The sequence below is a fragment of the Citrobacter sp. KTE30 genome (genome assembly GCF_000398825.1).
Taxonomy (GTDB): Bacteria; Pseudomonadota; Gammaproteobacteria; order Enterobacterales; family Enterobacteriaceae; genus Citrobacter; species Citrobacter freundii.
On the sequence record NZ_KB976055.1, the window covers coordinates 3,688,043 to 3,711,834 of the forward strand.

The following is a 23,792-nucleotide window of genomic DNA, read 5'->3' on the forward strand; positions in this document are numbered from 1 at the left end:
TTGACACAGATCGAATTTTAACCACTTCTCGTGAAGCCTCTCACAGTTCCACAACAAAAAAGTTGTGCAAAAAACTCTCTAATACCTAAGCTAACTCGAGTTAGCAAAAATGAATTATTCAGCCAACTGCGACGGTGGTGTTCAACATCCGCTTTTGCAGCACGGCATAAAGTGAGATGAGGAACCTCGAATGAAAAAAAATAGCTTACCGAAAATTGGCATTCGTCCGGTGATTGATGGGCGCCGTATGGGTGTTCGTGAATCGCTCGAAGAGCAAACCATGAATATGGCTAAAGCCACCGCTGCGCTGATCGCTGAGAAACTTCGTCACGCCTGCGGCGCGCAAATTGAATGTGTCATTGCCGACACCTGTATCGCCGGGATGGCGGAATCTGCCGCCTGCGAAGAAAAATTCAGCAGCCTGAATGTGGGCATGACCATCACAGTGACCCCATGCTGGTGCTACGGTAGCGAAACCATCGACATGGATCCAATGCGGCCGAAAGCTATCTGGGGTTTCAACGGTACAGAACGTCCGGGGGCCGTTTATCTGGCCGCCGCGCTGGCTGCGCATAATCAAAAAGGACTTCCTGCCTTCTCTATTTACGGCCATGACGTACAGGACGCCGGCGACACCACGATCCCTGCCGATGTGGAAGAAAAATTGCTGCGCTTTGCCCGCGCGGGCTTAGCCGTCGCCGGTATGAAAGGCAAAACCTACCTGTCCGTAGGCGGCGTTTCAATGGGTATTGCCGGCTCTATTGTCGATCATAACTTCTTTGAATCCTGGCTGGGAATGAAAGTTCAACCCGTTGATATGACCGAACTGCGTCGTCGCATCGACCAAAAAATCTATGACGAAGCTGAGCTGGAAATGGCGCTGGCATGGGCGGACAAAAACTTCCGCTACGGCGAGGATCAGAACGCGCAGCAATATAAGCGCAATGCAGAACAGAGCCGTACGGTGCTGAAAGAGAGTCTGCTAATGGCCATGTGCATTCGCGACATGATGCAGGGTAACCAGAAGCTGGCCGACAAAGGTCGGGTTGAAGAGTCGCTGGGATACAACGCGATTGCCGCAGGCTTCCAGGGCCAGCGTCACTGGACCGATCAATATCCGAATGGTGATACCGCCGAAGCGCTGCTCAACAGCTCCTTTGACTGGAATGGCATACGCGAACCGTTCGTTGTCGCCACCGAAAACGACAGCCTGAACGGCGTGGCGATGCTGTTCGGCCATCAACTCACCGGCACGGCGCAGGTCTTTGCCGATGTGCGCACCTACTGGTCGCCAGAAGCGGTGGAGCGTGTCACGGGTAAACCGCTGACCGGCCTTGCTGAGCACGGCATTATTCACCTGATTAACTCCGGCTCGGCAGCACTGGACGGCTCCTGCAAACAGCGCGACGACGCAGGGAAACCGACCATGAAACCGCACTGGGAAATCTCGCAAAAAGAGGTCGATGATTGCCTGGCGGCAACCGAATGGTGTCCGGCTATTCACGAATACTTCCGCGGCGGCGGCTACTCCTCTCGCTTCCTGACCGAGGGCGGCGTGCCGTTCACCATGACTCGCATCAACATCATCAAGGGCCTGGGGCCGGTACTGCAAATCGCAGAAGGCTGGAGCGTGGAATTACCGGAAGATATGCATGACCAGCTCGATGCGCGCACCAACTCTACCTGGCCGACCACCTGGTTTGCCCCGCGCTTAACCGGTAAAGGCCCGTTCAGCGATGTCTATTCGGTTATGGCTAACTGGGGCGCAAACCACGGAGTGCTGACAATTGGTCACGTGGGCGCAGACTTTATCACTCTGGCCGCCATGCTGCGTATCCCGGTTTGCATGCACAACGTGGAAGACGAGAAAATTTACCGTCCTTCAGCCTGGGCAGCCCACGGAATGGATACGGAAGGCCAGGATTATCGCGCCTGCCAGAACTACGGTCCGCTGTATAAGCGTTAAACATCGAGCAATTGCCTGATGGTGGCGCTTACGCGTCTTATCAGGCCTACGAAGCGCACGGTTTTGTAGGCTGGATAAGGCGAAGCCGCCATCCGGCAATAGGTAATCTCCCAGGAGCAATTATGAAACAAGAGGTTATCCTGGTCCTCGACTGTGGCGCGACCAACGTGCGGGCCATAGCCGTTGACCGTCAGGGAAAAATTATCGCCCGCGCCTCTACGCCCAACGCCAGTGATATTGCCGCGGAGAACGGTATCTGGCATCAGTGGTCGCTGGAAGCCATTTTGCAACGCTTCGCCGGCTGCTGTCAGCGGCTCTCCACGCAACTGGCCAATTGCCGTATCTGCGGGATCGCCGTCACCACCTTCGGCGTAGACGGTGCGCTGGTCGATCAACACGGCAGGCAGTTATATCCGGTAATCAGTTGGAAGTGCCCACGCACCGCAGCAGTAATGGAAAATATCCATCGCTACATGTCACCGCAGCAGTTGCAGGAAATCTCCGGCGTCGGCGCGTTTAGCTTTAACACGCTGTATAAACTGGTGTGGCTGAAAGAAAACCATCCACAATTACTGGAACAGGCGCACGCCTGGCTGTTTATCTCATCGCTTATCAACCACCGTTTAACCGGCGAGTTCACCACAGATATCACCATGGCGGGCACCAGCCAGATGCTGAACATCCAGCAGCGCGATTTCAGTGATGACATTTTGCAGGCGACCGGCATACCGCTCCGACTGTTTCCACGGCTGGTGGAAGCGGGCGAACAGATTGGGGTACTGCAAAACGAGGCCGCCAGCCTGCTCGGGCTACCAGTGGGTATTCCTGTGATATCTGCCGGGCACGACACGCAGTTTGCGCTCTTTGGCGCAGGAGCTCAGCCAGACGAACCGGTGCTCTCTTCCGGTACATGGGAAATTCTGATGGTACGCAGCGCACAGGTGGACACCTCTCTGCTCAGCCATTATGCGGGTTCCACCTGTGAATTAGACAGTCAGGTCGGGCTGTATAATCCCGGCATGCAGTGGCTGGCTTCCGGCGTGCTTGAATGGGTGCGTAAGCTGTTTTGGACTGCCGAATCGCCCTGGCAAACGCTGATTGACGAAGCCCGGTCCATTCCTGCTGGCGCAGAAGGCGTCAAGATGCACTGCGACCTGCTGACCTCTCAGAATGCGGGTTGGCAAGGGGTTACGCTCAATACCACCCGCGGGCATTTTTATCGCGCCGCACTGGAAGGGCTGACAGAACAGTTGCAGCGGAATTTACACACGCTGGAAAAAATCGGTCATTTCCAGGCCACTGAATTGTTATTGGTTGGCGGGGGAAGCCGTAACGCATTGTGGAACCAGATTAAAGCTAATGTGCTTGGGATCCCTGTCAAAGTGCTGGATGACGCCGAAACCACCGTCGCAGGCGCCGCGATGTTTGCCTGGTCAGGCATTAGGGAATTTCCCTCACCGGAACAGGCCCGTGCACAGGTGCGCTACCAGTACCGTTACTTCTATCCGCAAACCGAATCCGAACTGACAGGAGTCGAGTAACATGCTCAAAACAATATCCCCCTTAATTTCCCCCGACCTGCTGAAGGTGCTGGCTGAAATGGGTCACGGCGATGAGATTATCTTTTCCGATGCTCATTTTCCGGCTCATAGCATGGGACCGCAGGTGATTCGCGCCGACGGCCTGCTGGTCAGCGACCTGCTGCAGGCGATTATTCCGCTTTTTGAACTGGACAGCTACGCCCCACCGCTGGTGATGATGGCCGCTGTAGAAGGCGACGCTCTCGATCCTGACGTCGAGGCTCGCTATCGACAGGCGCTTTCATTGCAGGCCCCCTGTCCAGACATCACGCGTATTGACCGTTATGCCTTTTACGAACGAGCGCAAAAGGCGTTTGCAATCGTTATCACAGGAGAGCGGGCAAAGTACGGGAATATTCTTTTAAAAAAAGGGGTAACGCCGTAATCTCTGGTCAGAATGCCCGTCTGGTACGGGCATTTATCATCAGATGAGGATCTGAACATGAAAGCGGCGCGCCAGCAGGCAATCGTAGATCTGCTTACCCACCACAAAAGCCTGACAACTGAAGCCCTGTCTTTGCAGCTAAACGTTAGCAAAGAGACCATCCGCCGCGATCTCAGTGAATTACAAACCCAGGGCAAGGTGCTACGCAATCACGGGCGGGCCAAGGCTATTCATCGGGAAAATCAGGACAGTGGCGACCCGTTCCATATACGACTAAAAAGCCACTATGCCCACAAAGCAAATATTGCCCGCGAAGCGCTGGCATGGATCGAAGAAGGTATGGTGATAGCTTTAGACGCCAGCTCAACATGCTGGTACCTGGCGCGACAGCTACCGGACATCAACATTCACGTTTTTACCAACAGCCAGCCCATCTGCCAGGAATTGGCTAAACGTGAACACATTCAGCTTATCAGCTCCGGCGGTCGCCTTGAGCGCAAATACGGTTGCTACGTTAATCCCTCGCTTATCTCGCAGCTTAAATCCCTCGATATTGACCTGTTTATTTTTTCCTGCGAAGGGATCAATAGCGACGGCGCGCTCTGGGACTCAAATGCAACCAACGCAGACTTCAAATCCATTCTGCTTAAGCGCGCATCGCAATCTTTATTGTTGATCGATAAAAGTAAATTTAATCGTTCGGGAGAGGCCAGAATTGGGCATCTGGATGATGTGACGCATATTGTTTCAGATACACAGCTGATTGAATCAATCCAGGCCGAATAGGGCGATTTCGCCGCCATCCAACCTGGATTGTAGCCTTATCGCTCGTCGCGACGACCGCCAACGGCCGCCCACAGACGACGTACGTGAACGGTTACTTCTTCACGGTCATGATACAACTGACGCGCCTGAATTTGGGCATTTACGCCATGTTCATCAAGCTGGGCCTGAATATAAGCCAGGTTCTGTGATACCTCTTCGTAGCGTTTTTTCATCGGCAGCTTGAGGTTGAATATTGTCTCACGACACCAGCCGTTGACCAGCCATTGTGCCATCAGCGCGGCAACCTTCGCCGGCTTCTCCACCATATCGCAGACCATCCACGAAATATTGTTGCGATTCGGACGGTATTTAAATCCGTCTTCACGCAGCCAGGTAACCTGTCCGGTATCCATCAGGCTTTGCGCCATTGGACCGTTATCCACCGAGTAAACCCACATGTTGCGTTTAACCAGCTGATAGGTCCATCCGCCCGGGCAGGCCCCTAAATCCACCGCATACATTCCGTTCGCCAGACGCTCATCCCATTCATCGGCAGGGATAAACACGTGCAGCGCTTCTTCCAGCTTCAGCGTTGAGCGGCTCGGCGCATCGGCCGGGAATTTGAGTCGCGGAATACCCATGTAGAACAGTGAGTTATTGTCAGGCCAGGAATAACCGGTATAACAACAGCCAGGGGCGATAAAGAAAACATGAACCACCGGACGTTTCGGCGTTTCATATTTTGCCAGTACGCCCGCTTCACGCAGCGCCGCGCGCAGCGGTACGGTAAATTTACGGCAGAACTTAACCAGCTCTTTGCTTTCATTGGTGTCGGCGACTTCGACACGCAGATCGCCACCCTTTTCCACCACGCCCTGCAGCATGCCAACGATCGGCGTAATGCGGTCTTCCGGCGGTAAATATTGCAGCAGTTCGCCCACCACAAACATTTGACGGGCAAAAATCAGTGAGCTAAACGGCAGCTCTTTCACTAGCTTTTCGGCATCATCCTGCTGATAGCATTCGAAGATGACGTAACCCGCATTGTCTTTCACGCGGGCAAAACCGAAGATTTCCCGGCGCCCTGCTTTATCCGTAATTTCTGCGGCGCACTCTTTTTCAAAACCCGGGCGACACAACAACACAACCTTATTCATGGCTAACGCCCTTACGTTTCAATCTAATAGCACCCACTAACATCAGCGCCCAGCCCACAAGGAAGCTGAAACCGCCGACGGGGGTAACAAACGCCCACAGGCGTAAATGAGAGAGCGCAAGGCAATACAGGCTGCCGCTAAACAGCACCGTTCCTAATGCCAGAAACACGCTACTCCAGTAAAACCAAATGCTAATGCGTCGCTGCATGGCGACGGCCAGGCCAAAGATAGCCAACGTATGGAACGCTTGATACTCAAGGCCAGTCTGGATCCACCCCATCTCAACGACACCGAGGGTTTTACTCAGAACATGTGCCCCAAAGGCACCCAACGCCACAAAGATAAAGCCACTTACGGCGGCAAAAATCAGCATAAAACGGCTGGTCATGTGAATACCCTACGTAAATTATTGTTCATAACGAAAGCGGAATTTTTCTTGTTCCGTGGCCGCTTTAGCCAAAATCCACTGACGGAAGGCGGCTATTTTACCCAGTTCTGCCTGACTGTCATGACAAACCAGATAAAATGCGTTTTTGCTGACCAGAACATCGTTAAACGGACAGACCAGACGTCCGGCTTCTATTTCGGACTGCGCCATGACGTTATTAGCCAGCGCAATCCCCTGTCCATGGATAGCAGCCTGTAGCACCATGGCGCTATGGCTGAAGATAGGTCCCTGCTGTACGTTGATATGATTCAGGCCAAGCTGGCGCGTATAGGCTTGCCAGTCACGGCGCGACGCATCGTGCAATAATGTGTGTTTAGCCAGATCGTCGGGCGTCTTCAACGGTTTATCACCGGTGAGTAATAGCGGCGAGCAGACCGGCAATAAATATTCTGCGTACAATTTTTCAACGCGCAGACCCGGCCAGTTGCCGCGTCCGTAGAAAATCGCCACATCTACATCGTCCGCCAGTTTGTCTTCCTGACGGTCCACCGCCTGGATCCTGACATCGATTCCCGGATAAGCTGAGTTAAAGCTAGAGAGTCTGGGCACCAGCCATTGGATCGCAAAACTGGGCAATAAACTGACGGTAAGTGCACCTTTTGCACTACGTGCCTGAAGTTTACGCGTCGCGTCGGTTAATTGCGAAAAAATCTCTTTGATGTCGAGGAAGTAGCTTTGGCCTTCTTCCGTTAACAGCAAAGATCGATTGCGTCGACGAAACAGCTTCAGCCCCAGGAAATCCTCAAGAGACTTGATTTGATGACTTACTGCGGCCTGCGTCACAAAAAGCTCTTCTGCTGCGCGAGTAAAGCTCAAATGACGCGCTGCAGCATCAAAAACACGCAACGCATTTAAGGGTGGTAATCGTTTTGACATGACTTTTAGGCTTTGATGTTAAATGAATTTAACAATTAGCTAACAGGCTGTAACCTATTAGTTTTTTTTATCTGAGCCATTATAAATTGTCCGTTGAGGTTCTACCAGCAAATACCTATAGTGGCGGCACTTCCTGAAGCCGGAACGAAAAGTTTTATCGGAATGCGTGTTCTGGTGGGCTTTTGGCTTACGGTTGTGATGTTGTGTTGTTGTGTTTGCAATTGGTCTGCGATTCAGACCATGGTAGCAAAGCTACCCTTTTTCACTTCCTGTACATTTACCCTGTCTGTCCATAGTGATTAATGTAGCACCGCCAAATTGCGGTGCTTTTTTTTGTCCGACTCTTTGTCGATGGATGACCGGTTAGTTATCCAGTTCTACCATCTCTTTCACGTCAGTGCGGTTAATCTGCTGTTTGTTGCCGTTAGCGTCTTTATACGAAATCATCCCCGTTTCATTATCGGTCTGTGGCTTACCGTCAGCTACGATTGATCGACCATCGTTGGTATGCATCACGTAATTCGAACCGGAACAGGCGCTCAGGGCAAAAGTCAGCATACAGGCAGAGATAATTGCGGCAGTCTTTTTCATCTTCTTCTCCTTAAAGCGATTTATGCTATTAAAAACACACTCCGTAACAGGCAAAATTGCTCGCCTAACGCTATTTAGCATAAGACACTGAGCGGGCTTTGCCAGGATATCCAGAGTATTCCGATGGTTAGCGCAACCCTTGTATCAATGCCCTTTTTGCGCCACGATCTGTTTACTGAACTGAGGAATACCATGAACGCTTTTAACCCCGCGCAGTTTCGCGCACAATTTCCCGCACTCAACGATGCTGGCGTCTATCTCGACAGCGCTGCTACGGCGCTGAAGCCACAGGCGGTGATTGAGGCTACCCACCAGTTTTATAGCCTGAGCGCCGGAAACGTCCATCGCAGCCAGTTTGCTGAAGCCCAGCGCCTGACCGCACGCTATGAAGCCGCGCGGGAAAAAGTCGCAAGCCTGATTAATGCGCCGGATGAAAAAACCATCGTCTGGACCCGCGGCACAACGGAAGCGATCAACATGGTTGCTCAAAGCTATGCGCGTCCACGCCTTCAGCCGGGTGATGAGATTATCGTTAGCGCAGCGGAACATCACGCCAACCTCGTGCCCTGGCTGATGGTCGCGGAGCAAACGGGGGCTAAGGTCGTCAAACTCCCACTCACCCCCGATTTATTGCCAGACGTTGAGCGCCTCACGCAACTCATTACCCCGCGCAGCCGCATTCTGGCACTCGGGCAAATGTCGAACGTCACCGGTGGCTGCCCGGATCTGGCCCGCGCCATCACGCTCGCCCATGCGGCTGGCATGGTGGTGATGGTTGATGGTGCCCAGGGGATTGTCCATTTTCCTGCCGACGTACAACAGTTAGATATTGATTTCTATGCGTTCTCGGGCCACAAGCTGTATGGTCCAACCGGCATTGGCGTGCTGTACGGTAAGCCTGGATTACTGGAAGCTATGTCACCGTGGCTCGGCGGCGGAAAGATGATTAGCGAAGTCAGCTTCGACGGTTTCACCACCCAGGCAGCCCCATGGAAGCTGGAGGCCGGTACGCCTAACGTTGCTGGCGTTATCGGGCTAAGCGCAGCGCTCGAATGGCTGGCGGACGTCGACGTTGCACAGGCCGAAAACTGGAGCCGGGGTCTGGCGACGCTGGCAGAAGATGCGCTGGCGAAACGCCCCGGCTTTCGGTCCTTCCGCTGCCAGGATTCCAGTCTGTTAGCCTTTGATTTCTCGGGTGTTCATCACAGCGATATGGTTACGCTATTGGCCGAATATGGCATTGCGCTGCGCGCGGGGCAACACTGCGCGCAACCGTTACTGGCAGAACTGGGCGTATCCGGGACACTACGCGCCTCATTTGCCCCTTATAATACACAAAGCGATGTGGATGCGTTGGTCGCAGCCGTCGACCGCGCGCTGGAAATATTGGTGGATTAATGACAAGCCCTCTGTTCGCCGGACACCCGTTTGGCACAACCGTAACCGAAGAGACGTTACGCAATACCTTTATCCCGCTCACTCAGTGGGAAGATAAATATCGTCAGCTGATACTGCTGGGTAAGCAGTTGCCGGCACTTCCGGATGCGCTAAAAGCACAGGCCAAAGAAATCGCGGGCTGTGAAAACCGCGTCTGGCTGGGGCATACTCTTCATGAGAATGGCACTCTGCATTTCTTTGGTGACAGCGAAGGTCGAATAGTACGCGGGCTGTTGGCGGTATTACTCACCGCGGTCGAAGGTAAAACGGCCGCCGAGTTACTGGCGCATTCACCAATGGAATTATTTGACGAGCTGGGTTTACGCGCGCAGCTCAGCGCCTCGCGTAGCCAGGGGCTACATGCTCTTAACGAGGCAATTATCGAGGCTGCCCAGAAAGCCGGATGACGGCGCTGATGTATCTTATCCGGCCTACAACACCGCACAAACCGTAGGTCGGATAAGCATAGCGCCATCCGACACAATCAGGGCTGGCGCGCCGCTTTGGCCATCATCTTCTTCAGCGCATGGGAGACGGCAACAAAACCAAAGGTGGCGGTCACCATCGTGGCCGCGCCAAACCCGGATGCGCAATCCATACGTTTCGGCCCTTCCGCCGTCGCTTTCATCGCACATACCGAGCCATCTGCCTGCGGGTACACCAGCGCTTCGGTCGAGAACACACAGTCCACGCCCAGCTTGCCTTTGCTGTTTTTCACCACGCCAAAATCGCTTTTCAGCCGCTCACGTAGCTTGGCCGCCAACGGATCCTGGATGGTTTTTGCCAAATCAACGACCTGAATCTGCGTAGGATCAATCTGTCCGCCCGCACCACCGGTGGTCACCAGCGGAATTTTGTTACGCCGACAGTACGCGATCAGTGCCGCTTTTGGACGCACGCTATCAATCGCATCAATGACATACGAAAATCCTGCACTCATATATTCAGCAACGTTATCCGGCGTGACAAAATCATCAACCACGTTCACCCGGCACTCCGGGTTAATCTGGCGGATACGTTCAGCCATCACTTCAGCTTTTGCCTGGCCGACGTTATCGCGTAAAGCATGGATCTGGCGGTTAGTATTGGTGACACACACATCATCCATATCGATGAGCGTGATGGCGCCAATGCCGGTTCGTGCCAGCGCTTCCGCCGCCCATGACCCCACTCCGCCAATCCCAACCACGCAAACGTGCGATTGGGCAAACAGTTGCAGCGCATTTTCGCCATACAGACGCGCCGTACCGCCAAAACGCTGACGCCAGGCATCACTTATAACCACAGACATAACACCTCAAATTCATTAATACTACGCAGTATGGCTGCCGGATGGCGCTTCGCTTATCCGGCCTACGCGCTAATTTGTAGGCCTGATAAGGCTAGCCGCCATCAGGCAACTAGCCGCTAAATACGTTACCCGCACCCGGCGCGGTTTTCAGCACCCACACGCGTCCGTAGTGATTATACCACCCGGCACGGTGTCCGGCGTCTGCGCCAATACCCTGATAGATGTCGAAGTGCTGTCCTTTTATCGCCCCGCCCACATCCAACGCCACCATCAGACGCAGTTCGTACTGGCCGGTAAACTTGCCGTTATTGTCCAGTAACGGGACTTCCGCCAGTAACGTTGTGCCCGCAGGAATGATACTGCGGTCAGAAGCCACGGATGCGCGGCCAATCAACGGTACCGCGCTGGCCCCTTTCACCGGAGCAAAAGATTGTGGTTTAAAGAAGACAAACGATGGGTTCTGCTCCAGCAGCTCACGCACTTCGGCTTCGCTGTGCGTTTCACCCCAATGACGAATAGCCTGCATCGACATATCTTCTTTTTTCACTTCGCCACGGTCGATAAGCACTTTACCGATACTGCGATAGGCGTGGCCGTTTTTCCCGGCATAGCTAAAGAAGTTAAGCGGGCTGCCATCGCCAAAATCGATGTAACCACTGCCCTGAACATCCATAATGAAGTTATCCATCAGGGAGTTGCTGTACGCCAGAATATAATTGTCGCTCAGGGCGCCCGCATAAATCTCGGCACGGCTTGGTAAGCGCCCACGTTTTGGCGGCATGCGATAGATAGGGTACTGAAATTCGCCCTGACGCGTATGGCGCGCCTGGATAACCGGCGTGTAGTAACCCGTAAACTGGACGTTACCGTAGTTGTCCGCCCCTTCCATTTGCCATGCATCAATACCAAACTGGCGCATACTGCGCGTATCGCCACCCGCACGTAACCACTCCTGGATAGCGTTGTAAACGTTGCTCTGGTTACCGTACAAACGTGGCGATGCACTGCGAATTTGATTAACCTGCTCGGCGAAATCACCGGCATTGATTGGCGCGCCAATCGCATCAGGCTGGTTCACCAGTGAGAAAGGCTGGGTAAATTTCCCGTCTTTATACTGCTGCCCACGATCGGTGGGTTTTGAGGAACACGCGGCGAGCATCGCGACTACTGCTCCCGCCAGAAGATATTTTGCCCAACGTCCTTTCATTGTTCTCGTCTTATGTTGCCTGAATGCGAGACGAAGATAACAAACCCCCGAACCTAATGAAATGCGTATACCTACCCGAACGCAAATTTTGCGCAAAAAACAGTCCAGAATGCGTTGTTTTTGTTCGTTTTCACCCTAAAAACGTGATCAAGGTGAAAAAAGGGTTGCATGAAATCATTAGCAGAGTATAGTGCGCATCCACGGACGCGGGGTGGAGCAGCCTGGTAGCTCGTCGGGCTCATAACCCGAAGGTCGTCAGTTCAAATCTGGCCCCCGCAACCAATTAAAATCAGAAGCAGTAACGTTACTCGATGGAAGAGTAATGACGGACGCGGGGTGGAGCAGCCTGGTAGCTCGTCGGGCTCATAACCCGAAGGTCGTCGGTTCAAATCCGGCCCCCGCAACCAATTAAAATCTGATGTAATATTTTTGCAAAGTAGTTCAAATCACAGCAAGGTGGCGACGCAGTGAATCCTTAGGAGCTTACTCCAGTAAGTGACTGAGGTGAAAGAGGAAAGCCAACGCAGATGTGGTTTGAAATACGAAGCGAAAAGACGGACGCGGGGTGGAGCAGCCTGGTAGCTCGTCGGGCTCATAACCCGAAGGTCGTCGGTTCAAATCCGGCCCCCGCAACCAACATAGTTTGTTAAGGCTATTAAATAAGACCTTAAAAAATAAAACCGCAAAAGCGTTTCGCTTTATGCGGTTTTTTTGTGTCTGCCGTTCTGTCATCCGCCCGTATCGATCAAAGGCACAGGCAGTGGTCGTTCATTGGGGTTAATAGTAGCTGACGTTAATAGTAGCGGTAGCCTCGAATTTCCCATTCCTTAGCGGCGTACCGTCGGGCTCAAGATATAAGTAAATACGATCAGAGGCATCAAACTCTTTCGGCGCGGAAGTGTACGGGCCACTAATGTCTCCGTTCCCCGAAAGAGCATCAATGATAAGGGGATTGTCAAAAGTATAAAGCGCCACACCAAAACCGCTGGCGGCATCATCACCAGCCAGTTTGTTTAGCAACAAATGCTGGTCAGAACTCACCGGATTCCCATTACTCAGTATACGAGTCTCAATTTTAGTCGTCATCTTGCAGTTATTGTTACTAACACGTATCTCTTGATACGGCCCATTTTTAACTCCCCCCGTTCCGCCATAGAGCAAAAAGTTAAACGAACCAAAATCGACTTTTGACCTGTCAATAGACAAGTTACAAGTGGTTGGCGTAATCGGAATGGCAGGGGAATTAAAACGAAACCCTTTCATAACATTACTAAAGCCCACTTTAAAATACGTAGTGTTCACTGCCACGATCTGGCTCTTTTTTACCTTATCACCATAGCTTCCCCCCGCATACCATAATTCGGCCTGAAACTCCCACCTTGCGCCATTAAGCTGGGCAGGCGTCGCGGTGAACATCCCCCCTTTTTTAAGATGCCCCGAAACGCTTCCACTGCCATCACCATAGGTCACGGTGTACCAGAATCCATAACCAAATCCATCGGCGATGCCGCCTATCAGCAAACCACCATCAGGCATCGTTTCAGGCAGTGAACCCGAAGAAAAACCATCCCCCGATACGGTGATGGCGGTTCCCGTGGACGGATTACAGGTGGAAATGACCGGTCCGCCAACCAGCACCGAACTTTGGAATAACTGCTGCAAATTTGTGCTTGTCAGCGTGACCGCCGTTACGGGCGACGATGCCATAGTTTGATCAATATATGTTCCCGTTGGCGTGGTAAATGCACAACTCGCCAATGCGCTGCGAACGCCACATAAGCCCAGCAATAACAGCATGATAAATCCATATTTTTTCAGCATGACATATCCTTTTTATTCATACGCTGCGGTCACGGAAACTTTCGCTGCATACAATCCGCTTGCGACGCCACTTTCACCGTTGCCCACTTTCTGAAAACGCGCCGCGAAATGGAAGACTTGTTCACTATTCGTAGCAATTTGATTAGTGAATATAATTTCATCCAGCAGGACATTTCTTGCGCTGGCGCCATCCGTATTAAAAATAACAATGCCAACGTTGGTACTGTTTTGTAAATAATCGCTGAATACGCCATCGATAATAGGTCCGGCACCTATATTACGAAGCGTTAAACGCATTGTTCTGGATATTGACGCCGTTTCGCTGCCACAGTTGGTGAGCGTAATATTAAACGGCGTATAGATATCTCCTCCACTGTAATCAGTAGGGGTTAAAGCGTTCAATACACCGCCGGCAGCAAACTGGCTTATATGTGTATCAGGAAGGGTTATCTCCTGTGCAACACTAACATTACATACGGGTAATACGGTTGTTGCCGTTACAGTAACATCCATCGTGGGTGCAGCAATAAACGTTTCTGCCGCCAGCGCTGGAGAAGACAGGATTAACGTGAACAGGTAAGGAAGATAATAGCGCATGATAACCCCAGGTATTTAGTTATAACGGACAATGATTTGAAACGATTCCTCGAAATAACCAGAGCTCATTGTAGCCCCCCCAAAGGCTGCCATAATATATATATCGTAAATCGTGAAATACCCCTCACCATTACTATTCAACGTCATATCCCTCTCGCTGTTGAATGTAATAAAATCTCCCTTGACTCGATCCTTAATTTTTAATCCCAACATTGTCCCCATCCCGAGGCATGTTTTATGGGGATCTGAACAGAGATCAGCACTATTTATGGAAAAAGTCACCTTTGCTTTATTAAGCATATTGTCACAACCAGTTAAAAATATACCTAAAGGACGGTTATAACGTTCATCATTCAAATCCAGATCACGCGCTATAATCTGACCAAAATCAATAACGAGAGACTTTCCTCCCAGATTACTCTCTCCCCCTAAAGAAACATTGCACGAAGGAGTTTGAAGAGTTGCGGTAAAGGTTACATCAACCGTCTTGGTACTCCCCATACATTTCAACGGATCACTTTTTGCCAGGCAATCAGCAAAAGCAGCAGCGCTAAAGCAAAATGAACACAGGCCTAATACTACATGGCGAAAAATTCGATGATGGATCATGGCGTCACCTTCACGCTGGTTGAGGACATCCGGCAGCGCAGACCGGAGATAAGCGGCGTTTTACCGATCATGCTGGCATTGCCATCTAACTGATAGCTCACCTGACAGCGGCTTTCTGCGCCGCTGCCCCAAATGACGGAGAGCGTACCGCTGTCATCCATGCCGCGCACAAAGGCAATCCCCGCCTGGCCTACGGTGCCGACCGAGCTGCCAGCACTATCCTGCACATCTGCCGCCAGCGGAATAAACCCGCCATCGTCGCGCATCAGTTCCAGCATAAACGCTTTACGGGCGTCGGTTTCGATATCCACACGCACCAGCGCCCCGCTGGTCGGCACCACGACACCGGTGGTATTACTAATCGCCACATCGTTTTCCATCGTGTCAATATTCAGACCGACGGTGTTTTCCCGGTAGGGACTCAGGCTGGTGACGACCATATTGCCAAAACCGTCTATCTGCCCATTGCCCATTGAGGCGGACGCGCCTTTCGCCCCGCTGGCGTGCACCAGCGCCATCGTCGAGTCTGGCGTTAAATAGCCGGAGGCCAGCGTCAGCCCGCCGCTGTGCAGCACCACGCCACCGGTTGTACTTAGCGAGTACTGTTGATCGCCGTTAAGCCCCTGCGTCGCCGATAATGAGGTGGTGCTGTACGCGCCGTTGCGCGTCACCCAACTGCCTATCGTGGTGAGGTCTTCGCTGTCTTTGTTGCGGCTGCTCGTGGTGTTCAGGGAGTAGTTATACATATTGTCCCGAGAACTCCCTGTCGCCATCGCGCTGACGCTGTCATTACCTTTAAAGTCGCTACTGCTGTTGACGCTCATACTGGAGAATGGACGATAGTCCACGCTGGAGCCTGACCCCAACGGAATAGAGAAACCCAGGTTGATGCTATCGTCTTCTTCGCCAAATTCGTCATAGCTGCGCTGGGCGGAAATGCTGTAACTCACGCTCCCCACAGAGTTGCTATAACCTACGGAATACTGCGAGGTATTGCCATCATCGCCCCAATAGCTACGCCAGGTCCCGTTCAGATAAAACGAGCCATAACTTTCACCATTGATAGTCACATCCTGATAGACGTTGGCCTGTATCTCATTGCGCGTGCGTGTATAGGCATGATATGCCTCCTGCGTCGTGGTGTTTTTATCGGAAGCATAATTATTCAGCGTATTTTTGAGCGATAGCGCATCGTTCATCGACATGTAGTTTTCAGAGGAAAAACGATAGCCGACCACGCTGAAGGTGGTCCCCGTCGCCGTGAAATTTTTACTGTAGTTAAGGCTGTAACTCTGCCCTTTTAAGGTGCCAACGTCATCGGCGGTGGTTTGTGAGTGCGTCACGTCGAATGAAAACGCCCCAATGCTGGTGTTCATTGCTACGCCGAGCATTCCGGCGGTGTATAAGTTGTCTGCCATTTGCACACCGCCGTAGGCGGTAAACATATTGCTCAGACCGTAAGAGGCGGTGGCGACTCCCGCCCACAGCGTTTCATCAACCGTGTCTTTATCCACCGTGCCGATACCGATATCCCAGTCCACTTCACCAGGACGCAGTAAATGGGCAATAGAGGCATAGGGCATAGAAAATACGCGCGTACTGCCATCAGACTCCTCAACGGTAACATCCAGATCGCTGCCGTTTTGTGCGGCATAGTAGTCGCTGATGGCGAACGGCCCCGGAGGGACGGTGATCTGCGTAACAATACGACCTTCCTGGCGTACCGTCACTTTGGCATTGCTGTTCGCGACGCCGCGAATCACCGGCACATAGCTGTTAGCCGACGGATCCATCTGTGCATCGTTGTAAAGGTGCACACCGTCCAGCGAAACGGAATCCATCATGTTGGCGTTGGTGCGTACGTCCCCCGCTTCCAGTTTTGCGCGCAGCGGCACAATGTCGCGTGCAATAAAAAGATCGTAGCTGCTGTACTCTCCGCCGTTATCGTTATCCCAGTTGTATGCGCCATTTGAGCGTAAACGCCATGCGCCAAGGTTCAAACCCAACATCAACCCGGAGTAAAAGGTGTCCTGCGTGGTATTGTCGCTTTTGGAATGCCAGGCGTTGGCGTTATAGGAGAGCAACGCCATCGGGATCCCGGAATCCCAACGCGAAGGAGGAATATAGCCGGCAGGATGACTGACCAGATAGACCTGCGGGATGGTTACATTCAGCTCCTGCGTCAATGGGTCGTAGCGGCTGGATGACTTCGGCAGGGTGGCAGCCAGATCATAACAGCCATCCTCATCCTCCTGATTTAGCGGCTCGGGATCCACACTGAGCTGTTCCAGCAGCGCATGGGTAAAACACGCCGACGCATAATCCGTATTGTTTTCGTGAAAAGTCAGCGGAGTTTTGAACATTTCCTTGCCATTAAGGAAAACTTTAACGTTGTATGTTCCGGCAAGAACAGGATTACCACGTGAAAAACGCTTCAGGTCAAGTTGGCTGCCCGCATCACCCATTAAAAAGGCGTCACTAAACTCCACCATTTCGGTGCTGGCGCTTTCATCGGGCGTACCTTCATCTGCCTGTGCGGATGTCAGCGAAAAAAAGCCAGTCAGAAACGTCGATAAATAAATAGATCGTGATAATCGGCGCACCATCATTCCCTTTTAATTAATAATCCTGTTACTCTGCGGGTACTTTTTTATTTAACCGTTTTGACGACTTCCGCATCCGCACCGTAATCATTCAACGCAACCCATGACACTTTATTAACGGAAGTCGTGGTTAATTGCGGTACGACAAAGCGTTCCTCACTAAAAGGACTCAGCATTTTCGGTTTGTAGTCATATTTTTTCGCCCCTGCCCACACCGCGCCGCCAATCAGTGAGAGATAATAAGGCGAGTCGTTTTTCAGGACGATCGCCACGTTACCCGCGTCATTGACCAGCGACCACTTAACATTATTTAAACCATCAATAAAGCTGCCCTTCAATGAGGCCGGACGATAAAAGAATTTAATCCGCGAACGTAAAGCCAGATTAAGTTTGCTTTTCCCTTCCGCATTCTTATCTTTAGGTGGAATTTCCAGCACGTTAAACCAAAAAATACTCTCTTTATCCTGCGCTAACGCCTTACCGGTCCAGGTAATACGCACGCTCTGGCCTTTTTGTGGATCAAGACGCGAGACGGGGGGAGTGACAATAAACGGTAGCTTCATTTTAGCCGGATCGCCGTTTTCATTACCGTCATCCAGCCAGGATTGGACCAATAAAGGCGACCTGCCCTCATTTACCATTTTTACCGTTACTTCTTTCGCCGATTCAGGGTAAATGACCCGCGTTCCCTGAATCACCACGCTGGCCAGTGATGAAGTTGTAGTGAGCGTCATCAAACACGCAATAAATAGCGAACATGAATACCTTTTCATATAAATCCCTTTGACAGAAACAATATTTTTACACTATGCAAATCTGATATATAAACCAACCAAATATATTTTAGCTATTTTATTCAACATTAATAATTACGGTAGCATCGGCAGTAACAATGCCCGCGCCGGGCGTACCGTAGGCGATATAACCGACTGAATAGGTTGACGCCCAGTTAAAGCAGACTCGTTCACCTTCCTCTAATTTATAACAACGGCCGCGATCTACATATTCATAATCTTTTCGGCTACCCGTCTGGAAATTCACGACTGAGCCCGGTGGTGTTGATTGATCCTGTACCAGGAAACCAACGTTTACCGCGCCTGATAAGGCGGTATTTTTTAACGCATAGGTTGCAGGGTCGGTCTCTCCGCTCGTCACCCAACGAATATTCGGATAATATTGTTCGGCCTGAGTGCACTCAGAACGTATAGCGAAACTCTTTTGATGCAGCGCGCCTGAAGTCGCCCCCTGAAGTTCCTTCAGGGAAGCCGTCTCTAACGCAATAGTGGTGCTGCTCACGCCATCCACCTCGACCCATACTTTACATTGTGTGGGTATAGGCTCGACGAAAGCCGAAACAACAATTTCAGGCGTCTGTACCGTGTCGTAAACCGGCGCTGCACCATAAACACAGAAAGCCATCAGAGACAAAAGGAATGGTAAATATTTCATTTTCTTCCCCTGTTACTCAAATGTGGCAGTAAACATAATAGAAGCTTGCAGGAAACCGTAGTTCACGTTCACACCGTAAGGCACGACACCCACTATAAAATTAAAATCAGCCCTTTTTACATCGCCATCCTGGACAAGGGTCTGCGTATTTTCCGCCGTGCTAAAATCAATCATCATATTCTGATCGGTATCTTTAAAAACGAAGCCAAACTGATTATTTCTATCTTCAGATTTTATTGCGAGGGTGGCGGCATCAACCTCCTGCGATGTACTTATTTTTCCTGTCACTGTTGACGCCTTATATCCGGACGGGCAGGAAACGCGGAAATAATAATCTCCCGCATTCGATACCCAAGTAATATCACCTATGGCTGGCAGAGTATCGATCACGAGCCCGCCGACATAAAGAGCACTTAATGGTGTTCCCGTGTAGGAATAAAGTTCCACCTTACAAGTTAACTCCGTCACCCGACCGGTAAATTCATATTCCACCGTATCGGCAGCACGCGCTGAATTAACCCACGCCAGCCCAGACAGCAGCAGAACAATTAATTTATTCACAGACGCTCCGTCAGGCATAGGTCAGGGTAAAGGTCGCCGCCGCATGTACGTCGCCCTTTTCCGGCACACCATAAGGCATATAACCCACTTCAAACTTAAATGAGGCGCTGTCCTCATTGCTAAAAGCTAACGTGAACTGCTGCGTTGCACTGAAATCAACAACAGTATCGGTAATTTTATCTTTAATTTGTAGGCCGACATATTTTGCGCCAGTCGTATCGGTAATCGTATTTTTTAAATGAACAGAAAAATTGGAACCTTCGATCTCCCCGTCAGTGGTAAATTTTCCCGTCACTTCATGCCAGTTTGAAGGTGAAGAACAACTGACATTAATCGTAAATTCCTTCGGCGAAACAGGAAAGCTTCGTGCATCATGTAATGCCTGTGTGGTCACCTCCTCCAACGCTATCGAAGTACCGTCTCCCGGCGTTTGTACGGTACAGGTTGTGCTATAAATACGCCCCTGCACAATAAGTTCCGCATCAGGGGCAACCGCAGCCAGCGCCCCTTGCCCGTTTAACAGACCGAATATCATCAGGAGCAACAATAACGGTTTTCCTTTACGCATACGCCCTCCCTCCTGGATGAAAAAGCAGGGCTCAACGGCCCTGCCTGACATTATTTTGATATTACTGATACGTTGCGATAAACATGGCGTCAGCTGCAACCAGACCGCCGCTGACGGTGCCGGTTTTCAGGTAGCCAACGTTGTAGTTAAACAGCATTGGCGCCGCAGTATCGATCACTTTCGCCTGGCGATCCGCGGTGGTAAACGTCTGGACTGCATTGCTGCTGTCTTTGTTTTGCACCTGGAAACCAACCCCTTGCGCACCCGCAGCAGAAACGTCGGTGTTATCCAGCGCAGAAGTGCTGGCATTAACCGCTGTTCCTTTTGCAGCCGCCAGATAGCCTGTTACAGTGGCATAGCTCGCACCGGTAATTTTGTCTTTGGAACCCTGGGCCGTACAATCCAGAGAGACTGTGAAGTCTTTTTTCATTACCGAGTCAGTGGTGGCTGCCGAGACGGTCTTAACGTCAGTCGGATCCAGTTGCACTGAAGTTCCTCCCCCTAAAAGCGCTGCCGTACAGATGTTAGTCTGTACTTCACCGGCAAAGTGAATATCCGCAGAGTCCTGATCGCCCGCAAAAGCGCTTCCTGCAAATGCCATAGCAATGGCTGCAATAGTAAATTTTTTCATTTTTTTCCCTTGGTGATAAATATCCAATACCATAATTTATGGTGTCTGCATTCCTACCAGAGGTGATGCGATAAAATTATATCCCAAGTGAAGAGACACTATGTGCCAGAAAACATCATTAGATTTATTTTTAGGAAAACATCAATATGAAATAATTATCAGTTAATAAATAAAATAACACCACCAAATAATTAAAAATAAACTTCAAACAGATGTATTAATTTTAAAATTATATAATCAACAAGATACTTTATGAATATATGTTATCTGTAATTTATCCGATAATAATAAATGAACCTGTAAATAGTCCTACTATAATATTTCGTCCTGGACAATCATTCGTTATATCGCATCAGAATGCCAGGACGTGTATTTATCCCCTTCTCGCCAGCGTCGCCCCATCGGCAAAATAGGCTTTAATCCCTGCCAGAATCGACTCTGCAACTTCCTGCTGGAAGGTCGCCGTTTTGAGTTTGCGCTCTTCCTCAACGTTACTGATAAATGCCGTTTCGACCAGAATGGACGGGATATCCGGCGCTTTCAGTACCGCAAACCCGGCCTGTTCAACTTGGTTCTTATGCAGGTTGTTGATTTTACCAAGCTTATTCAATACCGCTTTACCAAACTTCAGGCTGTCGGCGATGGTCAGCGACTGCACCATGTCAAACATGGTGTGGTCGACGTAACGGTCACCGCTCTTACTGACGCCACCAATGAGATCCGAGGCGTTCTGGGTCTGCGCCAGATATTTCGCTGCGGTACTGGTCGCGCCTTTGGTCGAGAGCGCAAACACCGAAGAACCGCTGGGTTGTCGACTGGTAAAGGCATCGGCGTGAATAGAGACAAACAGGTCTGCGCGCTGCTTCTGCGCTTTTGCCACACGGACTTTAAGCGGAATGAAAATATCTTCATTTCGCGTCATAAAGACCTTCATGTTGCCCTCTTTCTCTATGAGAGCTCGCAGACGGCGGGCAATCTGCAGTACCACATCTTTTTCACGCGTCTTGTATTTCCCCACCGCACCGGAGTCTTCCCCGCCGTGGCCCGGATCCAACATAATGACAATGGGGCGATCGCGTCCCGCTTTGCCCGGCTGTGGGCCACTCTGCGCAGGCGGTACCTGTTTATCCAGATCGCCCCTGTTGTAATCTTCCAGCAATGCCAGCAGCGGATCCTGAACATCCTGGGCATTTGCGGGATAGAGATCCATCACCAGACGTTCTTTAAAGCCCGCCACCGGTGCCAGGGCAAAAAGTTGCGGCTTCACATTCTGTTTCAGCTCGAACACCATCCGTACGGTCTTTGGATCAAACTGGCCAACGCGCGCCGACTTAATATACGGATCGTCAGGACGAATCTGCGCTCCCATGCCCTTGAGCACCGAATTCAAATTAACGTCTTCAATATCCACAACCACACGCTCAGGATTACTCAGGGCAAACTGTTTGTATTTCAGCAGACGGTTAGATTCTACCGTGACGCGGGTATAGCTGGACGCAGGCCAGATACGTACGGCAACGACCTGACTCGCGGCAGCCAGACCCACCTGGCTGACGCTTAAAAGCCACATAGCACCCGCACCTTTCAGTAAACGGCGGCGACTGATTGCTGAGTTGGATCCCGACATGCTTCTCCCGAGCAAAAGAAATCTTTTTAGAGGTAATACGTAAAACGTCCGAATTGACAGGAAACTTTAGCGAATGACGCATAATCTGTCATCTATAAAAGGGTAAACATTCTTTTTATATTCACGGTATTACTGATAAAAATCTTCAGCATGGGTAAAAATTACGCTTGCGCACAGAACCAAAACAGAATAAAAATACACAAATTACGAATAATCATGCAATGAGGGTGTGCCGTGGTGAAGGAGCGTAGAACCGAACTGGTACAGGGATTCCGCCATTCTGTTCCCTATATCAATACCCATCGGGGAAAAACGTTTGTCATTATGCTGGGCGGTGAAGCCATCGAGCATGAAAACTTTTCCAGTATCGTCAATGACATTGGTCTTCTTCATAGCCTCGGCATCCGCCTGGTCGTGGTCTATGGCGCTCGACCGCAGATTGATGCCAATCTTGCGGCGCATCATCATGAGCCGGTGTACCACAAAAACACGCGCGTCACCGATGCGAAAACCCTGGAGCTGGTCAAACAGGCTGCAGGGCTACTTCAGCTTGATATTACCGCCCGCCTGTCGATGAGCCTGAATAATACGCCATTGCAGGGTGCACACATCAATGTGGTCAGCGGTAATTTTATTATCTCCCAGCCGCTGGGCGTTGATGACGGCGTAGATTACTGCCATAGCGGGCGTATTCGTCGCATCGATGAAGATGCCATTCACCGCCAGTTAGATAGCGGCGCGATTGTGTTGATGGGCCCGGTCGCCGTTTCCGTCACTGGTGAGAGCTTTAATCTGACGTCAGAAGAGGTCGCCACGCAGCTGGCTATCAAACTGAAGGCAGAGAAAATGATCGGTTTTTGCTCGTCTCAGGGTGTCACCAACGATGATGGCGATATTATTTCCGAGTTGTTTCCTAACGAAGCTCAGGCTCGCGTTGAGTTGCAGGAAGAGAAAGGCGATTACAGCTCCGGTACGGTGCGTTTCCTGCGCGGAGCAGTGAAAGCCTGTCGCAGTGGCGTACGCCGCTGCCATCTGATCAGCTATCAGGAAGATGGCGCCTTGTTGCAAGAACTGTTCTCCCGCGACGGCATCGGTACGCAGATCGTGATGGAAAGCGCCGAGCAGATCCGTCGCGCTACCATCAACGATATCGGCGGGATTCTGGAGCTTATCCGCCCGCTGGAACAGCAAGGTATTCTGGTCCGCCGCTCGCGCGAGCAGTTGGAAATGGAGATCGACAAATTCACGATTATTCAGCGTGATAACCTGACTATCGCCTGTGCCGCTCTGTACCCTTTCCCGGAAGAGAGAATTGGCGAAATGGCGTGCGTAGCGGTACATCCGGACTACCGTAGCTCGTCGCGCGGGGAAGTGTTGCTGGAACGGATCGCCGCGCAGGCCCGTCAAATGGGGCTGAGCAAGCTGTTCGTGCTGACCACGCGCAGCATTCACTGGTTTCAGGAGCGAGGCTTCACGCCGGTAGATATCGACCTGCTGCCGGAAAGCAAAAAAGAGATGTACAACTATCAGCGGCGGTCAAAAGTGCTGATGGCGGATTTGGCATAGGCGTGGTTGCCGGATGCGGCATAAAGTTCGCTGGCACATCTTTGGTATGCAGATCGT

The 23,792-nt window shown here is 51.3% G+C and carries 23 protein-coding genes and 3 tRNA genes; 10 read left to right on the forward strand and 16 right to left on the reverse strand.

The features are described 5' to 3' along the window. Positions 1-190 precede the first annotated feature (190 nt). From fucI to fucR, 4 genes are all read left to right on the forward strand, one after another. Positions 191-1,966, forward strand: coding sequence for an L-fucose isomerase (gene fucI, locus WC1_RS05695; protein ID WP_016150915.1), 1,776 nt, complete (start codon positions 191-193; stop codon positions 1,964-1,966). A gap of 122 nt (positions 1,967-2,088) precedes the next feature. After that, the gene (gene fucK / locus WC1_RS05690) at positions 2,089-3,507 is read left to right on the forward strand and encodes an L-fuculokinase (protein WP_016150916.1); all 1,419 of its coding nucleotides are present in this window, start codon (positions 2,089-2,091) and stop codon (positions 3,505-3,507) included. 1 nt (position 3,508) lies between these two features. Continuing rightward, positions 3,509-3,931, forward strand: coding sequence for an L-fucose mutarotase (gene fucU / locus WC1_RS05685; protein WP_003840383.1), 423 nt, complete (start codon positions 3,509-3,511; stop codon positions 3,929-3,931). Between the two features lie 57 nt (positions 3,932-3,988). Continuing rightward, positions 3,989-4,717 carry an L-fucose operon activator gene (gene fucR, locus WC1_RS05680; protein ID WP_003034043.1) on the forward strand — a complete coding sequence of 243 codons (729 nt, stop codon included), beginning with the start codon at positions 3,989-3,991 and terminating at the stop codon, positions 4,715-4,717. A 35-nt stretch (positions 4,718-4,752) separates the two neighbouring features. Here the strand turns inward: fucR and rlmM are convergent, their stop codons facing one another. The 4 genes from rlmM to WC1_RS05660 form a co-directional block, all read right to left on the reverse strand. Next, positions 4,753-5,853: a 23S rRNA (cytidine(2498)-2'-O)-methyltransferase RlmM gene (gene rlmM, locus WC1_RS05675; protein WP_016150917.1), complete on the reverse strand. Its 1,101-nt coding sequence runs from the start codon at positions 5,851-5,853 to the stop codon at positions 4,753-4,755. Next, complete coding sequence (locus tag WC1_RS05670; RefSeq protein WP_003034037.1) at positions 5,846-6,241, reverse strand: DUF423 domain-containing protein; 396 nt, start codon at positions 6,239-6,241, stop codon at positions 5,846-5,848. Before WC1_RS05670 ends, rlmM begins: the two co-directional genes overlap by 8 nt. A gap of 18 nt (positions 6,242-6,259) precedes the next feature. After that, positions 6,260-7,177: a glycine cleavage system transcriptional regulator GcvA gene (gene gcvA / locus WC1_RS05665; protein ID WP_003034035.1), complete on the reverse strand. Its 918-nt coding sequence runs from the start codon at positions 7,175-7,177 to the stop codon at positions 6,260-6,262. Between the two features lie 363 nt (positions 7,178-7,540). Beyond that, on the reverse strand, positions 7,541-7,768 hold the full coding sequence (locus tag WC1_RS05660) for a YgdI/YgdR family lipoprotein (RefSeq protein ID WP_003840386.1): 228 nt from the start codon (positions 7,766-7,768) through the stop codon (positions 7,541-7,543). Between the two features lie 192 nt (positions 7,769-7,960). On the opposite strand from WC1_RS05660, the gene csdA reads away from it, so the two are divergent. After that, entirely contained in the window at positions 7,961-9,166 is a 1,206-nt protein-coding gene (csdA, locus tag WC1_RS05655) for a cysteine desulfurase CsdA (RefSeq protein ID WP_003840388.1), read from the forward strand. Then, positions 9,166-9,612: a cysteine desulfurase sulfur acceptor subunit CsdE gene (gene csdE, locus WC1_RS05650; protein WP_003840390.1), complete on the forward strand. Its 447-nt coding sequence runs from the start codon at positions 9,166-9,168 to the stop codon at positions 9,610-9,612. Before csdA ends, csdE begins: the two co-directional genes overlap by 1 nt. A 77-nt stretch (positions 9,613-9,689) precedes the next feature. Here csdE and tcdA read toward each other — a convergent pair whose 3' ends face one another. Continuing rightward, complete coding sequence (tcdA, locus tag WC1_RS05645; protein WP_003840392.1) at positions 9,690-10,496, reverse strand: tRNA cyclic N6-threonylcarbamoyladenosine(37) synthase TcdA; 807 nt, start codon at positions 10,494-10,496, stop codon at positions 9,690-9,692. Between the two features lie 109 nt (positions 10,497-10,605). Further along, positions 10,606-11,703: a murein transglycosylase A gene (gene mltA / locus WC1_RS05640; protein ID WP_003840394.1), complete on the reverse strand. Its 1,098-nt coding sequence runs from the start codon at positions 11,701-11,703 to the stop codon at positions 10,606-10,608. A gap of 205 nt (positions 11,704-11,908) precedes the next feature. On the opposite strand from mltA, the gene WC1_RS05635 reads away from it, so the two are divergent. The 3 genes from WC1_RS05635 to WC1_RS05625 all read left to right on the forward strand — a co-directional run bounded on the left by WC1_RS05635 (position 11,909) and on the right by WC1_RS05625 (position 12,339). Next, positions 11,909-11,985: transfer RNA gene (locus WC1_RS05635), tRNA-Met, on the forward strand. Positions 11,986-12,033: 48 nt separating this feature from the next. Then, positions 12,034-12,110, forward strand: a tRNA-Met gene (locus tag WC1_RS05630). A 152-nt stretch (positions 12,111-12,262) separates the two neighbouring features. Continuing rightward, positions 12,263-12,339 (forward strand) — tRNA-Met (locus tag WC1_RS05625). Positions 12,340-12,480: 141 nt separating this feature from the next. Here the strand turns inward: WC1_RS05625 and WC1_RS05620 are convergent. The 10 genes from WC1_RS05620 to amiC all read right to left on the reverse strand — a co-directional run bounded on the left by WC1_RS05620 (position 12,481) and on the right by amiC (position 22,169). Further along, positions 12,481-13,524 (reverse strand): fimbrial protein, encoded by a 1,044-nt coding sequence (locus tag WC1_RS05620; protein ID WP_016150919.1) that lies wholly within the window; start codon positions 13,522-13,524, stop codon positions 12,481-12,483. Between the two features lie 12 nt (positions 13,525-13,536). After that, positions 13,537-14,121: a fimbrial protein gene (locus WC1_RS05615; RefSeq protein WP_003840921.1), complete on the reverse strand. Its 585-nt coding sequence runs from the start codon at positions 14,119-14,121 to the stop codon at positions 13,537-13,539. Positions 14,122-14,136: 15 nt separating this feature from the next. After that, positions 14,137-14,730: a fimbrial protein gene (locus tag WC1_RS05610; RefSeq protein ID WP_003840923.1), complete on the reverse strand. Its 594-nt coding sequence runs from the start codon at positions 14,728-14,730 to the stop codon at positions 14,137-14,139. Beyond that, entirely contained in the window at positions 14,727-17,336 is a 2,610-nt protein-coding gene (locus WC1_RS05605; protein WP_016150920.1) for an outer membrane usher protein, read from the reverse strand. Before WC1_RS05605 ends, WC1_RS05610 begins: the two co-directional genes overlap by 4 nt. A gap of 44 nt (positions 17,337-17,380) precedes the next feature. Further along, positions 17,381-18,067, reverse strand: a complete 687-nt coding sequence (locus WC1_RS05600) for a fimbrial chaperone (RefSeq protein WP_003840927.1) — start codon at positions 18,065-18,067, stop codon at positions 17,381-17,383. A 118-nt stretch (positions 18,068-18,185) separates the two neighbouring features. Then, positions 18,186-18,782, reverse strand: a complete 597-nt coding sequence (locus WC1_RS05595; protein ID WP_003840930.1) for a fimbrial protein — start codon at positions 18,780-18,782, stop codon at positions 18,186-18,188. A gap of 12 nt (positions 18,783-18,794) precedes the next feature. Further along, on the reverse strand, positions 18,795-19,343 hold the full coding sequence (locus WC1_RS05590) for a fimbrial protein (RefSeq protein WP_003840932.1): 549 nt from the start codon (positions 19,341-19,343) through the stop codon (positions 18,795-18,797). A 10-nt stretch (positions 19,344-19,353) separates the two neighbouring features. Then, the gene (locus tag WC1_RS05585) at positions 19,354-19,911 is read right to left on the reverse strand and encodes a fimbrial protein (RefSeq protein ID WP_003840934.1); all 558 of its coding nucleotides are present in this window, start codon (positions 19,909-19,911) and stop codon (positions 19,354-19,356) included. Between the two features lie 61 nt (positions 19,912-19,972). Beyond that, positions 19,973-20,542, reverse strand: coding sequence for a fimbrial protein (locus WC1_RS05580; protein WP_016150922.1), 570 nt, complete (start codon positions 20,540-20,542; stop codon positions 19,973-19,975). Between the two features lie 373 nt (positions 20,543-20,915). Continuing rightward, positions 20,916-22,169: an N-acetylmuramoyl-L-alanine amidase AmiC gene (gene amiC, locus WC1_RS05575; RefSeq protein WP_003840937.1), complete on the reverse strand. Its 1,254-nt coding sequence runs from the start codon at positions 22,167-22,169 to the stop codon at positions 20,916-20,918. A gap of 234 nt (positions 22,170-22,403) precedes the next feature. Here amiC and argA point away from each other — a divergent pair, with 234 nt between their 5' ends. Beyond that, positions 22,404-23,735 carry an amino-acid N-acetyltransferase gene (gene argA, locus WC1_RS05570; protein WP_003034012.1) on the forward strand — a complete coding sequence of 444 codons (1,332 nt, stop codon included), beginning with the start codon at positions 22,404-22,406 and terminating at the stop codon, positions 23,733-23,735. Positions 23,736-23,792 lie beyond the last annotated feature (57 nt).

Bases quoted from the DNA above. Each gene is read 5' to 3' on its own strand.
- tcdA (WP_003840392.1), bottom strand. From the start codon at position 10,496: ATGTCTGTGGTTATAAGTGATGCCTGGCGTCAGCGTTTTGGCGGTACG.
- WC1_RS05660 (WP_003840386.1), bottom strand. From the start codon at position 7,768: ATGAAAAAGACTGCCGCAATTATCTCTGCCTGTATGCTGACTTTTGCC.
- csdA (WP_003840388.1), top strand. From the start codon at position 7,961: ATGAACGCTTTTAACCCCGCGCAGTTTCGCGCACAATTTCCCGCACTC.
- fucU (WP_003840383.1), top strand. From the start codon at position 3,509: ATGCTCAAAACAATATCCCCCTTAATTTCCCCCGACCTGCTGAAGGTG.
- fucR (WP_003034043.1), top strand. From the start codon at position 3,989: ATGAAAGCGGCGCGCCAGCAGGCAATCGTAGATCTGCTTACCCACCAC.
- WC1_RS05620 (WP_016150919.1), bottom strand. From the start codon at position 13,524: ATGCTGAAAAAATATGGATTTATCATGCTGTTATTGCTGGGCTTATGT.
- mltA (WP_003840394.1), bottom strand. From the start codon at position 11,703: ATGAAAGGACGTTGGGCAAAATATCTTCTGGCGGGAGCAGTAGTCGCG.
- WC1_RS05600 (WP_003840927.1), bottom strand. From the start codon at position 18,067: ATGACGCTCACTACAACTTCATCACTGGCCAGCGTGGTGATTCAGGGA.
- WC1_RS05615 (WP_003840921.1), bottom strand. From the start codon at position 14,121: ATGCGCTATTATCTTCCTTACCTGTTCACGTTAATCCTGTCTTCTCCA.
- fucI (WP_016150915.1), top strand. From the start codon at position 191: ATGAAAAAAAATAGCTTACCGAAAATTGGCATTCGTCCGGTGATTGAT.
- amiC (WP_003840937.1), bottom strand. From the start codon at position 22,169: ATGTCGGGATCCAACTCAGCAATCAGTCGCCGCCGTTTACTGAAAGGT.
- WC1_RS05595 (WP_003840930.1), bottom strand. From the start codon at position 18,782: ATGAAATATTTACCATTCCTTTTGTCTCTGATGGCTTTCTGTGTTTAT.
- WC1_RS05605 (WP_016150920.1), bottom strand. From the start codon at position 17,336: ATGGTGCGCCGATTATCACGATCTATTTATTTATCGACGTTTCTGACT.
- WC1_RS05670 (WP_003034037.1), bottom strand. From the start codon at position 6,241: ATGACCAGCCGTTTTATGCTGATTTTTGCCGCCGTAAGTGGCTTTATC.
- WC1_RS05580 (WP_016150922.1), bottom strand. From the start codon at position 20,542: ATGAAAAAATTTACTATTGCAGCCATTGCTATGGCATTTGCAGGAAGC.
- csdE (WP_003840390.1), top strand. From the start codon at position 9,166: ATGACAAGCCCTCTGTTCGCCGGACACCCGTTTGGCACAACCGTAACC.
- fucK (WP_016150916.1), top strand. From the start codon at position 2,089: ATGAAACAAGAGGTTATCCTGGTCCTCGACTGTGGCGCGACCAACGTG.
- WC1_RS05610 (WP_003840923.1), bottom strand. From the start codon at position 14,730: ATGATCCATCATCGAATTTTTCGCCATGTAGTATTAGGCCTGTGTTCA.
- WC1_RS05585 (WP_003840934.1), bottom strand. From the start codon at position 19,911: ATGCGTAAAGGAAAACCGTTATTGTTGCTCCTGATGATATTCGGTCTG.
- rlmM (WP_016150917.1), bottom strand. From the start codon at position 5,853: ATGAATAAGGTTGTGTTGTTGTGTCGCCCGGGTTTTGAAAAAGAGTGC.
- gcvA (WP_003034035.1), bottom strand. From the start codon at position 7,177: ATGTCAAAACGATTACCACCCTTAAATGCGTTGCGTGTTTTTGATGCT.